The 13,834-nt window shown below is 74.1% G+C and carries 12 protein-coding genes; 8 read left to right on the forward strand and 4 right to left on the reverse strand.

Annotated elements, in window-relative coordinates; genetic code table 11:
* Positions 1 to 157: 157 nt before the first annotated feature.
* From ABZ321_RS17600 to ABZ321_RS17610, 3 genes are read right to left on the reverse strand one after another with little or no spacing between them, the layout of a single operon-like run.
* Positions 158 to 1,369: a CoA transferase gene (locus ABZ321_RS17600; RefSeq protein WP_354892218.1), complete on the reverse strand. Its 1,212-nt coding sequence runs from the start codon at positions 1,367 to 1,369 to the stop codon at positions 158 to 160.
* Complete coding sequence (locus ABZ321_RS17605) at positions 1,366 to 2,373, reverse strand: LLM class flavin-dependent oxidoreductase (protein ID WP_344498616.1); 1,008 nt, start codon at positions 2,371 to 2,373, stop codon at positions 1,366 to 1,368. Before ABZ321_RS17605 ends, ABZ321_RS17600 begins: the two co-directional genes overlap by 4 nt.
* Positions 2,370 to 2,873, reverse strand: a complete 504-nt coding sequence (locus tag ABZ321_RS17610) for a MaoC family dehydratase (protein ID WP_344498614.1) — start codon at positions 2,871 to 2,873, stop codon at positions 2,370 to 2,372. The genes ABZ321_RS17605 and ABZ321_RS17610 overlap by 4 nt, the downstream gene beginning before the upstream one ends.
* Before the next feature lie 77 nt (positions 2,874 to 2,950).
* On the opposite strand from ABZ321_RS17610, the gene ABZ321_RS17615 reads away from it, so the two are divergent.
* Complete coding sequence (locus tag ABZ321_RS17615) at positions 2,951 to 3,640, forward strand: hypothetical protein (protein ID WP_354892223.1); 690 nt, start codon at positions 2,951 to 2,953, stop codon at positions 3,638 to 3,640.
* Between the two features lie 23 nt (positions 3,641 to 3,663).
* Here ABZ321_RS17615 and ABZ321_RS17620 read toward each other — a convergent pair whose 3' ends face one another.
* Positions 3,664 to 4,476, reverse strand: coding sequence for an IclR family transcriptional regulator (locus ABZ321_RS17620; protein WP_344498610.1), 813 nt, complete (start codon positions 4,474 to 4,476; stop codon positions 3,664 to 3,666).
* Positions 4,477 to 4,612: 136 nt separating this feature from the next.
* On the opposite strand from ABZ321_RS17620, the gene ABZ321_RS17625 reads away from it, so the two are divergent.
* The 7 genes from ABZ321_RS17625 to ABZ321_RS17655 all read left to right on the forward strand — a co-directional run bounded on the left by ABZ321_RS17625 (position 4,613) and on the right by ABZ321_RS17655 (position 13,763).
* Complete coding sequence (locus ABZ321_RS17625) at positions 4,613 to 5,845, forward strand: flavin reductase (protein WP_354892226.1); 1,233 nt, start codon at positions 4,613 to 4,615, stop codon at positions 5,843 to 5,845.
* 16 nt (positions 5,846 to 5,861) lie between these two features.
* Positions 5,862 to 7,160 (forward strand): acyl-CoA dehydrogenase family protein, encoded by a 1,299-nt coding sequence (locus ABZ321_RS17630; protein ID WP_344498606.1) that lies wholly within the window; start codon positions 5,862 to 5,864, stop codon positions 7,158 to 7,160.
* A 1-nt stretch (position 7,161) separates the two neighbouring features.
* The gene (locus ABZ321_RS17635) at positions 7,162 to 8,580 is read left to right on the forward strand and encodes an aldehyde dehydrogenase (RefSeq protein ID WP_354892229.1); all 1,419 of its coding nucleotides are present in this window, start codon (positions 7,162 to 7,164) and stop codon (positions 8,578 to 8,580) included.
* Positions 8,577 to 9,431, forward strand: a complete 855-nt coding sequence (locus ABZ321_RS17640) for an isocitrate lyase/PEP mutase family protein (RefSeq protein ID WP_344498602.1) — start codon at positions 8,577 to 8,579, stop codon at positions 9,429 to 9,431. The genes ABZ321_RS17635 and ABZ321_RS17640 overlap by 4 nt, the downstream gene beginning before the upstream one ends.
* A complete protein-coding gene (locus tag ABZ321_RS17645; protein ID WP_344498600.1) occupies positions 9,428 to 10,552 on the forward strand; it encodes an NAD(P)/FAD-dependent oxidoreductase in 1,125 nt (374 codons plus the stop codon). Before ABZ321_RS17640 ends, ABZ321_RS17645 begins: the two co-directional genes overlap by 4 nt.
* Complete coding sequence (locus tag ABZ321_RS17650; RefSeq protein WP_354892234.1) at positions 10,549 to 11,988, forward strand: aldehyde dehydrogenase family protein; 1,440 nt, start codon at positions 10,549 to 10,551, stop codon at positions 11,986 to 11,988. Before ABZ321_RS17645 ends, ABZ321_RS17650 begins: the two co-directional genes overlap by 4 nt.
* A gap of 68 nt (positions 11,989 to 12,056) precedes the next feature.
* Positions 12,057 to 13,763 (forward strand): cellulose binding domain-containing protein, encoded by a 1,707-nt coding sequence (locus ABZ321_RS17655; protein ID WP_354892237.1) that lies wholly within the window; start codon positions 12,057 to 12,059, stop codon positions 13,761 to 13,763.
* Positions 13,764 to 13,834 lie beyond the last annotated feature (71 nt).

Raw genomic sequence — 13,834 nt, forward strand, 5'->3', positions numbered from 1 at the left:
CCGCGGGCGACCGCGAGCGCCGGTCCGGCCGCGTCCGAGCGGAGCGCGGCGACGGCGGTGCCGCAGCCGTCGAGCAGATGGCGCAGCGCCGCGTCGACCACCCGCGGCGGCGGCGCGGTGACCGACATCGCCCACTCGGCGAGGGCCTCGGAGACCGTCATGCGGGCGGTCCGAAGGCGCCGGCGGCTTTGAGCGCGGCGACACGGGTGTCGTCGTAGCCGAGGACGTCGTGCAGGACGTAGCCGGCGTCCTCGTTGCGGCGGGGGGCGCGGCGGTGCGGGACGGGGTCGGTGCCGACCCGTACTGGCGACGCGGGCTGCCGGATCGTGCCGAAGTGCGGGTGGTCGGTCTCCACGACCAGGCCGCGGGCGACGGTGTGCGGGTCGGCGAGCGCGGCGGCGACGTCGTTGACGGGGCCGCACGGGATGCCGGCGGGCTGCAGGTCGGCGAGCCACGCCGCCACCGTCCGCGTCGCGAAGGCGTCCTCGAGCAGCGCGAGCAGGATCGTCGCGTGGCGGTGCCGGTCGCCGAACGTCGCGAACCGCGGGTCGGCGGCGAGCGCCGTGCCGGCGACCCCGTCGAGCAGTGTGGCGAGCCGCCGCCAGAACTTCTCCTTCGCGCAGCCGACGACCAGCCAGCCGTCCTGGGCCTCGAACACCTGGAACGGCACCAGCGACGGGTGCGCCGAGTGGTGCGTCCGGATGGGCTCGAAGCCGCCGTTGAGGTGCCACACGGCGGGGTACGTGAGCATGCCGACGGCCGTGTCGTACAGGCTGAGGTCGCAGTCCATGCCGACGCCGTCGCGGCGGGCCGCGTGCACCCCCGCGAGGAGCGCGATCGCGGCGACCAGGCCGCCGCTGTAGTCCACCAGGGACAGCCCGCTCTTCGTCGGCGGGCCGCCGGGCTCGCCGGTCAGCTCCATCCAGCCGGCGAGCCCCTGCAGGATGTAGTCGTAGCCGGGCTGGTTGGCGCGCGGGCCGGTCATGCCGAAGCCGGTCAGGGAGCAGCAGACGATCGCGGGGTTGATCCCGGCGAGGTCCTCGTAGCGGATGCCGAGCTTCGCCGGCACGTCGCCGCGCAGGTTTGAGTAGACGGCGTGGCTGGCCCGCACCAGGTCCTCGAACACGGCCCGCCCGGCCGGCGCGGTGACGTCGAGGGAGATGGAGCGCTTGTTGCGGTTGAACGTCTCGAAGAACAGCGAGTCCTCGCCGTCGGCGAACGGCGGCACGTAGCGACCGACGTCGCCGCCGGTCCGCGGGTCCTCGACCTTGATGATCTCGGCGCCGAGGTCGGCGAGGTGCACGGACCCGAACGGTCCCGCGCCGTACTGCTCCAGGGAGACGACGCGGACGTCTTCGAGCGGTCTCACCGGCTCAGCTCCTCGATCAGGCGCAGGATCCGGTCCTGCAGCGCGCGGATCCGCTCGGCGGGCAGCCCGTGGGTCGGCGGGCTCAGCTTCACGGCCGCGGCCAGGCCCGAGTACGCGGCGATGCGCGACGCGACCTCGTCGGGGGTGCCGCTGAGGGTGAGCCGGTCGACCATGGCGGGCGCGACGGCGCCGGCGAGCCCGTCGGCGGGCAGTCCGCCGCGGAACGCCTCGATGACGCCCCGCTGCTCCTCGGCGAGGTCGTGGAAGGCGAACAGGTCGGCGTAGGTGCGCACCGAGGCGTAGAACCCGACGACCCCCGCGGCGGCGGCGCGCGCGGCGGCCGGGTCGTCGTCGACGGCGCAGCAGGCGGACACGACGACCTCGAACCCGGGCCGGGGCCGCAGGCGGGGCAGGACGTGCGACGACAGGTAGGACGGTGAGCACAGCTCGTGGGAGATCCACCCGTCGCCGATCTCCCCGGCCAGGGCAACCATCGCGGGGCCGACGCCCGCCAGGTACACCGGGATCTCGGTGCGCAGCGGCGGGTACGGCCGGCGGTAGCCCCGGATCCGCAGCCTGACGAGGTCGCCGTCGAGGTCGACCGGCTCGCCGGTGTGCGCGCCTGCGACGACCAGCCTGATCGCGGCGACCGTCTCGCGGAGGCGCTGGACCGGGCGGGACCAGGCGACGCCGTGCCAGTCCTCGTTGAGCCGCTGCACGCCCGTGCCCAGCCCCAGGCGCAGCCGCCCGCCCGACAACTCGTCCAGGTCCAGCGCGGACAGCGCGGTGAGGAAGGGACTGCGTGCGAAGGCCAGGGCGATCCCGGTGCCCACGCCGACCGTGTGGGTACGGGCGGCGAGGGCAGCGGCGGTGACGGGCGCGCTGCGGTGCAGCTCCGGTGCCCACACCACGGCCGCCCCGGCCGCCTCCGCCCGGCGTGCCGCGTCGAGCTGCTCTCGCAGCGTCGCGCCCCAGGGCTGGAAATGCAGCGCCGGAATCGTCATACCGTCAGCGGCCCGGTCTTGGCCACCGGGAAGTGTGACTTGTCGTGGGGGGCGTCGCGGCGGTACACCATGACGCTGCGCCGCCAGGACATCACCTCGTCACCGTCCTGGTTGAGTCCGCGGGTGCGGCAGGTGACGATGCCGGCGTAGGGCCTCGACGCCGACGGGCGGGTCTCCAGGACGATCGACTCGGCGTAGAGGGTGTCGCCGACGAACACCGGCGCGGTGAGGCGGATCTCCTCCCAGCCGAGGTTCATGATCGCGTGCTGGCTCATGTCGGAGACGGACAGCCCGAGGACGACCGCGACGCTCAGCCCGGAGTTGACGATGAGCCGCCCGTACGGTGCGGAGGCGGCGAAGTGGGCGTTGAAGTGGTTCTGGTTGGTGTTCATGGTGAGCAACGTGAACCACGTGTTGTCGGCCTCGCTGATCGTGCGCCCCAGCGGGTGCTGATAGACCGCGCCGACGGTGAAGTCCTCGAGGTAGTTGCCCAGCGTCATGCTCGTGACGCTAGGCAGCGCGCCACGCCAGAGTCAAGCACTTGTTTCCCACAGCGGATCAGTGTTTCCATTGTGCGATGGGCTGGTGGATCCTGCTGCACATCGTGCTGTTCGTGTTCTGGCTGGGCGGAGACCTCGGCGTCTTCTACTCCAGCCGCTTCGTCCTGCGGCCCGACCTGCCGCCCGTCGCGCGCAACACCGCCCTGAAGATCATGGGCGGGCTGGACCTGGGGCCGAAGATCTGCCTGGTGCTCTTCCTGCCCAGCGGCGTCACCCTGATGGCCCTGGACTCGCACGGCGCGCGCCTGGGCGGCTTCGAGCTGTTCCAGTGGTGGACGGTGCTGCCGGTGTGGCTCTTCGCCTTCGGCTGGCTGTTCCTGACGGTCAAGGACCACCACGAGCCGGGGAAGCACCCCGTGGTGCGACGGGCGGACTGGGGCATCCGGATCGGTTTGATCGGGGTGTTGTACGCCCTGGCGGGGTACACGATCATCGCCACCGAGCCGTTCGGCGTGACGACGAACCCGAAGTGGCTCGGCGCGAAGGTCGCGCTCTACGCCACGGCGATCGCGTGCGGCCTCGGCATCCGGCTCACGCTGCGCGGCTTCGCCGCCCCCTACGGCGCGCTCATGACCACCGGCTCGACGCCGGAGGTGGAGCGCGGCCTGCGGCGGGCGGTGGACGGCTGCCTGCCCTACGTGTGGGGCATCTGGCTGTCCGTCCTCGCCGCCGCCGCCTTCGGTGTCCTGAAGCCCTGGATGCACTGAGGCGCCCGGAAGCCCTCGTCGAGCTACGGCGCGTGGTAGCCGAAGTGGCCGGAGACCCGGGCGGCCGCGACGAGAAGCCGGTCGGCGCACTCGGACATCCGCGGCTTGAAGCGCGACAGCGGCCCGGCCGCCGACAGCACCGCGATGACGTGCCCGTCGTGGTCGAAGACCGGCGCGGCCACCGACGCCGCGCCGACCTGCCGCTCCCCCAGCGAGGTCGCGTAGCCGCGGCGCTGGATGGCGGCCAGCTCGAGGCGCAGCGCGGCGTCGTCGACGATGGTCTTCTCCGTCAGCGCGCCGAGGGTGTGCTTGGCCAGGTACACCTCGATCTCGTCCTCGCCCAGGAACGCCAGGAACGCCTTCGACGAGGCGCCCGCGTGCAGCGGGTAGGGCGTGCCGAGCTGCACCTCCAGGCGCAGCTCCTGCTCCGGCACCACCTGGTCGGCGTAGAGGCGCATGTCGCCGCGCCGGATGGACAGGGTGGCGGTCTCGCCGGTCTCCTCCGACAGCCGGCGCAGCTCCGGCGCCGCGATCGCGCGCAAGTCGGTGCGGGCCAGGTAGGCGCGGCCGAGCGCGACCGCCGCGTGGCCGAGCGCATACCGGCGGGTCGTCGGGTCGACCGTGACCAGGTCGCGGTTGCGCAGCGCGGTGAGGATGCGGTGCACCGCCGCCTTGGTCAGGCCGAGCTCGGCGGCGATCTCGGTCACGCCCAGGTCGGGGCGCCCGACCCGGCCGAAGAGGAGCAGGACGTCCATGGCCCGCTCGACCGCCGCGATGGAGCGGCTCGCGGAGCCGTCGGTGTTGTCGGCGGAAGCCGCCGTGGTGGTGGTCGACACCCCAGAAGTCTAAGCACAGATTTCCCTAGGGGAAACGGCGTCGCACATCGTTGACATCGCTTGACCACCGTCGTTACCTTGACGGTGACAGCGTTTCGCCAAGTGGAACAGTTCGGCAGACAGAAGGTGAGCGCGGGTGACGATCGACCCCGACACGTTCCGCTCGGTGCTCGCACAGTGGCCGAGCGGAGTCAGCGTCGTGACCACGGTCGCGGGCGACGGCTGGCACGGCATGACCGCGAGCTCGTTCTCCAGCGTGAGCATGGACCCGCCGCTGATCCTCGTGTGCCTCAACCGGCGGATCACCACGCACGCGCTCATCGAGGCCAGCGGCGTCTTCGCCGTCAGCGTCCTGGCGAAGGACCAGACGATGGTCGGCCGCCGCTTCGCCGGCCAGGAAGGCGTCGCGGACCGGTTCGCCGGCGGCGCCTGGGAGACCCGGGTCACCGGCGCGCCGGTGCTCACCGACGCCGTCGGCTGGCTCGACTGCCGGGTCGTGCACGCGTACGCCGGCGGCGACCACACCATCTTCGTCGGTGCGGTCCTCGGCGCGTCGACCGAGCGGGTCGTCGCGCCGCTGCTGTTCCACTCCCGGGCCTGGGGACAGCTCGCCGACGTGCTGCCCGACCTGGTCAGCGTCGCCGACACCGGGCTGCTGTCCGCGCTGCGCACCCACGCCGTGCCCGCCACCGCCGCCGGCGCCCTCGCCACCGCGCTGCGCGCCGCCGGGGTCCGGGTGCGCGTGCGGGACCCGTACGGCTGCCTCGTCTCGACCGGCGACCGGCGCACCGCGACCGCGCTCGTCGCGACCGCCGACGAGGTCGCCGACGCGGCCCTGTCCGGCGCCGGGGTGATCGAGCTGCCCGCCGGGGACCCCGTCGTCACGAAACACATCCTCGACGAGGCCGGCCGCTACGACATGACGGCGGCCTGCTGGCTGCCGGACGCGTTCGCGCCCGCCCGCGCCGCCGACGTGCTCGACGCCGTCGACATGCTCGCCGCGCTCGGCTGCGCCGAGATCGGCCTCGACGAGGGCGCCGAGGCGGCCTCGCCCCGCCAGGTCCGGGAGCTGCTGCAGGACGCGACCGTCCGCGCCAGACCCGTGTCCCTACGGGTGCGCCTACGCGACCGGCACGGCCTCGGCCTCGTCAACGCGCTGACCGCGATGAAGAGCGGCGTCCGGCACTTCGACACCACCCTCGGCGGCATCGACGGGGTCCTGGCCTGCGAGGACGTGCAGTTCCTCGCCGACCGGCTCGGCGTCGCCTGCGACAGCCCCCGCGCTGCCCTGGTCGCCGCCGCCGCCGACCTCGAACGACACCTCGGCGGGGCGCTGCCCGGCCGCACGTACCGCGTTTCCACCTCCTGAAGGGACCCCGACCGTCATGGCACAGCTCACCGCCGACCGTCTGCTGGACGGCCTGTCCGACGCCGAGCGTGGCCGGGCCGCACGGGTCGAGGCCGTCCTGCCCGCGCTGCGGGACGCCGCGGCGGGCGCCGACGCCGAAGGCCGCTTCCCGGTCGAGCACGTCGCCCGGATGCGCGACGCGGGGCTGCTCGGGCTCGTCGTGCCGGAGGAGTACGGCGGGCTCGGCGGCACCCTGCGCGACCTCGCCGCCGCCACGTTCGCGATGGGCACCGCGTGCGGGTCGACGGCCCTCGCGTACTTCTTCCACAACACCAGCGCGTCGCGCGGCCTGCTGCCCCTGGAGGCGATCAGGGCCGGGCTGTTCGAGCCCGACGAGGTCCCGGTCGTGCGGGCGTTCGCCGAGAAGGTCCTGACCCGCATGGCCGGCGGCGTGTGGCTGGCCAACTTCGCGTCCGAGTCGGTGAAGAGCGCCGGCGCGAACATCTCCATCAGCACCACCGCGACGAAGGTCGACGGCGGCTGGCTGCTCAACGGCGAGAAGTCCTTCGGCTGCGCCACCGGCGTCGCCGACTACTACCTGACCACCGCCCGGCTGGACGGCACCGACACCGCCGCCGGGCTCGCCACGTTCTTCGTCCCGCGCGACGCCGCCGGCGTCGGCGAGCGCCCCACCTGGGACGCGCTCGGCATGCGCGCCACCGCCAACCAGGGCATCACCCTCAAGGACGTGTTCATCGCCGACGACGAGGCGCTGACCCTGCCCGGCGCGTTCGTGCGGATGCTCCAGGTCAGCCGCGGCTCGTTCGTCGGCAACCAGCTCGCCATCTCCGCCGTCTACCTCGGCGCGGCGCAGTCGGCGTACGACGCGGCCCTCGCCGCGACGACCGGCAAGGCGTTCGCCGACACCGGGCGGCCCGTCGCCAGCAGCCCCATGCACCAGGTCCTGTTCGGCGACATGACCGAGCGCCTGGAGACCGCGTACCTGTGGATCCGCCGCCAGCTGGAGCTGGAGACCTCCGAGCCGCCGCTACGCGGAAAGGACGACGTGTTCCGCCAGTGGCGGATGGCGAAGGGCTCCATCACCGAGGCGTGCTTCGACGTGGCCGTCGGCGCGCTCAAGTGCACCGGCACGTCCGGCACCGCCAACTCCGGCGTCATCGCCCGCGCCGTCCGCGACACCGCGATGTCCCTGGTGATGACGTTCCCCGCCGAACGCGGCCGCCTGGAGGCCGCGAACCTGGTCACCACCGGCGCGGAGAACGCCCTGTTCGCCAACGTCGCGTCGACCACGACGACGACAGGGAAGGATCGCTGACATGATGGCCCGCTCTCTCGTCGACGGTGGCTGGAAGCCCGCCACCCGGACGCTGCCCGGCACCCTGGAGGACCCGGCGACCGGCGCGGTGCTGGGCCCGCGGCTCGGCAGCTCCCGCGAGGACGTCGAGACCGCCCTCGCCGCCGCCGACCGGGCCGCCGGGCCGTGGGCGGCCGTCCCGCCGGCCGAGCGCGCCGACCTGCTCGACGCCTGCGCCGACGCCCTCGAGGCGGCCGTCGCCCGGATCGTCGCCGTGGAGAGCGCGAGCACTGGCGTGCCGATCCGGCAGGCGACCCCGCTCGGGTTCATCGTCACCGGCTCGTTCCGGCTCGCCGCCGCGCAGCTGCGCGAGGGCTGGCTGACCCGGACCGTCACCCGCGACGACGGCCGGCCCGTCACCGTCGAGCTGCTGCCGTGGGGTCCGGCGCTGTGCCTCGTGCCGTGGAACGCGCCCGCGCCGATGGCCGCGCACAAGGCCGCCAACGCCCTCGCCGCCGGCTGCCCCACGATCCTGAAGCCCAGCGAGTTCGCCCCCGCCGGCACCCAGCTGCTCGTCGAGACGGTCGCGGACGTCCTGCCGCCCGGCGTGCTGCAGCTGCTGCACGGCGGCGCCGAGGTCGGCGGGGCGCTCGTCGGCGACCCGCGGGTGCGGGCCGTGTCGTTCACCGGCGGCGTCCCCGGCGGCCGCGCCGTCGCCGGGCTGTGCGCGGCCGGGCTGAAACCGGCGCAGCTGGAGCTCGGCGGCAACAACCCGCTGCTCGTCATGCCCGACGCCGACGTCGACGCCGCCGCCCGCGCCGCCGTCGACCTGCTCACCACCCTCAACGGCCAGTGGTGCCGGGCGCTGGGCCGGCTCATCGCCCCGCACGACCTGCTCCCGTCGCTGCTCGCCGCGATCGGTGAGCGCCTGGCCGCGCTGCGCGCCGGCGACCCCGCCGACCCCGCCACCGAGTTCGGCCCGCTCATCCACAGCGGGCACCGGGCGCTCGTCGCGGCCCGGCTCCTGGACCTCGGCGGCAAGGCGCACACGTTCACCGACGTGCCCGCCGGCGGGAACTTCTTCGCGCCCGCGCTCGTCACCGGCGCCGCCGAGGAGCCCGCCCGGCACGAGATCTTCGGGCCCGTGGCCACCGTCCACGGGTACGGCACCGTCGACGAGGCCGTCGCGCTCGCCAACGACACCGCGTACGGCCTGGAAGGCTACGTGTTCGGCACCGACGAGGAGGCCGCGCTCGCCGCCGCCCGCCGCATCCGGGCCGGCGAGGTGAAGGTCAACGGCTCGTCGGTGATGAGCCTGCACCTGTTCACGCCGCGCCCCGCGTGGGGCGTCTCCGGCCTCGGCGAGGAAGGCACCGCGGAGACCCTGCGGTTCTTCACCAACCCGCGGGTCACCGGCGTCGAGAACGGCTTCGCGCTGTGAGGTCGCTGCTGCACGCCCCGGGCGTGACCCACCTGCCCGGCGTGTACGACCCGCTGACCGCCGCGCTCGCGGCCCGGGCCGGGTTCTCGGCCGTGCACCTGTCGGGGGCGGCGGTCGCGGCGCTCGCGCTCGGCCTGCCCGACCTGGGCTACGTGCACGGCACCCACATCGCCGACCGCGCCGCCGCGCTCACGCCCGCGCTCGGCGGCGTGCCGCTGCTCGCCGACGCCGACACCGGCTACGGCAACGCGCTGCACGCGGTGTGGACGGCCCGCCGGTACGCCGCCGCCGGCGTCGCCGGGCTGCACCTGGAGGACCAGGTCAGCCCGAAGCGCTGCGGGCACCTGGCCGGCAAGGAGCTCGTGGACGTGCGGGTGGCCGCCGCGAAGATCCGTGCGGTCGCCGAGGCCGCGACCGGTCTGGTGCTCGTCGCCCGCACCGACGCCTACACCGTCACCGGTCTCGACGACGCGATCGGCCGGTGCCTGGCCTACGTCGAGGCCGGCGCCGACGCGGTCTTCGTCGAGGGGGTCACCGGCGCGGCGGAGCTGGCCGCCGTGCACGCCGCGCTGCCCGGCGTCCCCCTCGTCGTCAACCGGTCCGAGGCGGCCGGTGCCGACGTCTTCCTGAAGGACGCGGACCTCGCGGCGCTCGGTGTCCGGCTCGTGCTGCACCCGGTCGCGCCGCTGCTCGCCGCGCTGCACGCGGCCCGGGCCGCATACGCCGCGATCGCCGCGCACGGCACCGCCGCCGGCGTCGCCCGGCTGCCGTGGGACGCGTTCACCGGCCTCGTCGGCCAGGGCTCGGCCCTCGCCCTCGACGCCCAGTACGCAGTGGAGGTGCCCGCATGAAGGTCATCGTCGCCGGCGCCGGGCCGGTCGGGCTCACCGCCGCGCTCACCCTGCACCGGCTCGGCGCCGACGTCACCGTCCTGGAGGCGGGCGAGGCCCTCGCCACGGAGTCCCGGGCGTCGACGTTCCACCCGCCGTCCCTGGAGATGCTCGCCGGGCTCGGCGTCCTGCCCGCGCTCCTGGAGCAGGGCCTGGTGTCGCCGCGGTTCCAGTACCGCGAACGCGGCGGCGGCATCATCGCCGAGCTCGACATGGGGCTGCTCGCCGGCGACACCCCCTACCCGTTCCGGGTGCAGTGCGAGCAGAGCAAGCTGACCCGGCTGCTGCTGCCGCTGCTGCCGCCCGGCACCGTCCACTTCGGGCAGCGCGTCGAGCGCGTCGCGCAGGACCGCACCGGGGTGACGGTCAACGACGGTCTCCGCGGCGACTGGCTCATCGGCGCCGACGGGGCCAACTCGGCGGTGCGCCGGTCCCTGTTCGGCGACGCGTTCGAGGGCATCACCTACCCGGACCGTTTCCTGGTCGGCTCCACCGACGAGGACCTCGCCGCGCTGCTGCCCGGCATCGCCGACGTCAACTACCTGTTCGACCCCGTCGAGTGGCTGGTCCTGCTGCGGACCCCCGACCACTGGCGGGTGCTGCTGCCGACCCCGCCGGACACCCCCGACGACCTGGAGAAGGCGCGGCTGCCGGAGCGGCTCCTCGGCGTCGCCGACCCCGGGCGGCCGTGGCGGGTCGCGCACACCACGCTGTACCGGGTCCATCAGCGGGTCGCGGAGTCCTTCCGGGTGGGCAGGGTGCTGCTGGCCGGGGACGCCGCGCACATCAACAACCCGCTGGGCGGGATGGGCATGAACTCCGGCATCCACGACGCGGTCCTGCTCGCCAAGGCCGTCATGACCGGCGACGAAGACGTCATCACCGGCACCGCGGACGCCAGGCGCGCCGTCGCCCGCGACTACGTGCAGAAGACCACCCACGGCAACTGGGAGAAGCTGCGCTCCGGCGGCGCCTCCGCCTACGCCGCCGAGCTGCGCGCCCTCGCCGCCGACCCCGCCGCCGCCCGCGCCTACCTGCTCCGGTCCTCGATGATCGCCTCCCTGCGGCAGGTGACCGCGTGAGCATCCGGCGGGAGAACCCGGCGCGGCATGTGGAGATCGTCGGGCGGGTCGACCCGGTCACCCGCAACGTCCCCGACCGGGTCGACGACGCCGTCCGCGCCGCGCACATCGCGTTCCGCGGCTGGTCCGGCACGCCACTGGACGACCGGCTCGCGGCGCTGGGCCGCGCCGCCGACGCGATCGCCGGTGAGCTCGACGACCTCGCGGTCCTGCTCGCGCGGGAGATCGGCAAGCCCCTGCCCGACTGCCGCGGCGAGATCGGGTTCGCCGTCCAGCACCTGCGGTGGGTCATCGAGCACGCGCCGGCCGCGTACGCCGACCGGGAGCTCGACGACGCCCAGGGCCGGCTGCTGACCGTCCGGAAGCCCTACGGGGTCGTCGTCGCGGTCACCCCGTGGAACGCGCCGGTCATCCTCGCCATGCTCAAGCTCGCCGCCGCGCTCGCCGCCGGCAACACCGTCATCGTCAAGCCCTCCCCGCTCGGCCCGCTCACCGTCGACCGCCTGGTCCGGCTGCTCCAGGCGCACCTGCCCGACGCCGCCGTCCAGGTCCTGCACGGCCACGCCGCCCTGGTCACGGCGCTCGTCACGCACCGCCTGGTCCGCAAGGTCGCGTTCACCGGCGGCGAGGACGCGGGCCGGGCGATCGCCGCGGCCGCCGCGGACCGGCTGATCCCGACGGTGCTGGAGCTCGGCGGCAACGACCCGGCGGTGTTCCTGCCCGACGCGCCGTTCGACGACGCGAGCATGGAGCGCCTGGTGATGGCGAGCTTCGCGACCGCCGGGCAGGTGTGCATGGCGGCGAAGCGGCTGTACGTGCCCCGGGACCGCGCCGGCGAGTTCGTCGACGCGTACGTGGCCGCCGCGGCCCGGGTCCTCGTCGTCGGCGACCCGCTCATCGAGGGCGTCACGATGGGGCCGCTGATCAGCGCCGAGGCCAGGTCCCGCGCGTCCGACCTGGCCATCACCGCCATGGGCGACGTCGTCGACCTGGGCCGCGAGGCCGACGGCTACGACGAGCAGGCGGGCTACTTCCTGCACCCGTCGCTCGTCGTCGACCCGGGGCCGGACTCCGCGCTCATCCGCGAGGAGCAGTTCGGGCCGGTCGTGCCGCTGATCCCGTACGACTCCGAGGACCAGGTGCTGGCCATGGCTAACGACGACGACCTGGGCCTCGGCGCGTCGGTGTGGAGCGCCGACGAGGAGCGGGCGTTCGCCTTCGCCCGGCGCCTGGAGGCGGGGTTCGCGTTCGTCAACACCCACAACCGCACCGGCATGTCGCTGCGGGCGCCGTTCGGCGGGGTGAAGCGCTCCGGCTGGGGCCGCGAGTACGCGGAGGAGGGCCTCGCCGAGTACACGCAGACGTGCGTGGTGCACGCCCCGGCCGCGTTCCGCGCGGGCGGGGCAGGCCTGTCCCCCACCGCCTACCCGTCGTAGAAAGTGTTATCGGGATCGTCCGGCATGCATCTCTCAGGGGACGCACACCCCCGTCAGAGAGGTCCGACATGTCAACGGCACGAACAACACTGCTGCTCGCCGCGGCGGGCGGGCTCGTCGTGGCCGCGCTGGTCGCCACCGGTCCCGCGGCGAACGCGGCCGCGGTGCCCGCGTTCCCGGGAGCGGCCGGCCCGGCCATGTACGCCACCGGCGGCCGGGGCGGGGACGTCTACCACGTCACCAACCTCAGCGACAACGCCACCGCCCCGCAGCCCGGGTCCCTTCGGTACGGCATCGCCAACGCCCCCGGCACCGGCCGGACGATCGTGTTCGACGTCGCCGGCACCATCAAGCTGTCCCCACCCGGCCGGCAGGGCTGGCTCGCCATCGGCAAGAGCAACCTGACGATCGCCGGGCAGACCGCGCCCGCACCCGGCGTCACGATCATGGGGCAGGCCACCAAGGTCACCGGCGACAACGTCGTCATCCGGCACCTCAAGTTCCGGCCCGGGCAGGACCAGGCCAACCCCGGCACGGCGACGAACGACGGGATCTGGGTCACCGGCGACCGGGTGATCGTCGACCACGCGTCGGTCAGCTGGGCCGACGACGAGGGCATCAGCGCCAGCGATGGCGCCGGGCAGGTGTCGGTCCAGTACGCGATCGTGTCCGAGGGGCTGAACTACAACGGGCACAGCTACGGCGCGCTCGTCGGCAGCGACGTGACCGGCTCGAACATCGCCTACCACCACAACCTGTTCGCCCACAACCTCAGCCGGCTGCCCCGGCTGGGCAACGAGACCGGCGCGGTGAACGCGGTCGACTGGAGCAACAACGTCGTCTTCGAAGGAAAGGGCTACAGCGGCGACAACCAGAACGCGAACGCCAACTTCGTGGGCAACACGTACCTGCGCCACAACTCGAGCAGTCCCGCGGTCTTCACCGGGGCCACCGGCACCAGCCTCTACCAGTCGGGCAACCGGGTCGACTACGACGGGGACTCGAACCTGGCCAACGGGCGCGACGCCACGTGGACCGAGTACGCCTCGGTCCCGACGCACCGGTCGGCCCGCCTCGACGTGCCGAACATGACCTACGAGACGGCCGCCGCGTCGCTGCCCAAGGTCCTCGACCGCGCCGGCGCGTTCTGGTGGGCCCGCGACGCCGTCGACACCAGGATCGTCGCCGAGACCCGCACGACCAGCGGCGGCCTGATCAACGCCCCGAACGCGGGCGAGTGGAACGCCCTGTGGAACGCCGCCCAGGTGAGCCGGCCCAGCGGCTGGGACACCGACCGCGACGGCATGCCCGACGCCTGGGAGTCCGCCAACGGCCTCGACCCGAAGGTGGACGACCACAACGGCGACGCGGACGGCGACGGCTACCGCAACATCGAGGAGTACCTGGAGCACGCCGCCCAGGGCGGCCAGGCGAACCCGACCCCACCGGTCACCACCCCACCGGTCACGACCCCGCCGGCGGGTGGGTGCACGGCGGCCTACCGGACCACCAACAGCTGGTCCGGCGGCTTCCAGGGCGAGGTGACCGTGACCGCCGGCGGCTCGCCGGTCACCGGCTGGTCGGTGCGCTGGACGCTCGGCAGCGGCCAGAGCATCGGCCAGATCTGGAGCGGCCGCCTCGCCACGAGCGGCGCGGCCGTCACCGTGACCAACGAGTCCTACAACGGCGCCCTCGCCGCCGGCGCCTCGACCACCTTCGGCTTCATCGCGACGGGCACGGCGACGACGCCGGCCCTGACCTGCGCCGTAAGCTGACCCAAGCCCCGGCGCCGGCTTCCTGCCGGGCCCTGTTCAGGGCCCGGCGGGTGCGGCTGATGCAGGAGGAA

Origin of the sequence: Dactylosporangium sp. NPDC006015 (assembly GCF_040614215.1) — a bacterium.
Classification (GTDB): domain Bacteria; phylum Actinomycetota; class Actinomycetes; order Mycobacteriales; family Micromonosporaceae; genus Dactylosporangium; species Dactylosporangium maewongense.

Bases quoted from the DNA above. Each gene is read 5' to 3' on its own strand.
- ABZ321_RS17605 (WP_344498616.1), bottom strand. From the start codon at position 2,373: ATGACGATTCCGGCGCTGCATTTCCAGCCCTGGGGCGCGACGCTGCGA.
- ABZ321_RS17610 (WP_344498614.1), bottom strand. From the start codon at position 2,873: ATGACGCTGGGCAACTACCTCGAGGACTTCACCGTCGGCGCGGTCTAT.
- ABZ321_RS17615 (WP_354892223.1), top strand. From the start codon at position 2,951: ATGGGCTGGTGGATCCTGCTGCACATCGTGCTGTTCGTGTTCTGGCTG.
- ABZ321_RS17630 (WP_344498606.1), top strand. From the start codon at position 5,862: ATGGCACAGCTCACCGCCGACCGTCTGCTGGACGGCCTGTCCGACGCC.
- ABZ321_RS17635 (WP_354892229.1), top strand. From the start codon at position 7,162: ATGATGGCCCGCTCTCTCGTCGACGGTGGCTGGAAGCCCGCCACCCGG.
- ABZ321_RS17645 (WP_344498600.1), top strand. From the start codon at position 9,428: ATGAAGGTCATCGTCGCCGGCGCCGGGCCGGTCGGGCTCACCGCCGCG.
- ABZ321_RS17655 (WP_354892237.1), top strand. From the start codon at position 12,057: ATGTCAACGGCACGAACAACACTGCTGCTCGCCGCGGCGGGCGGGCTC.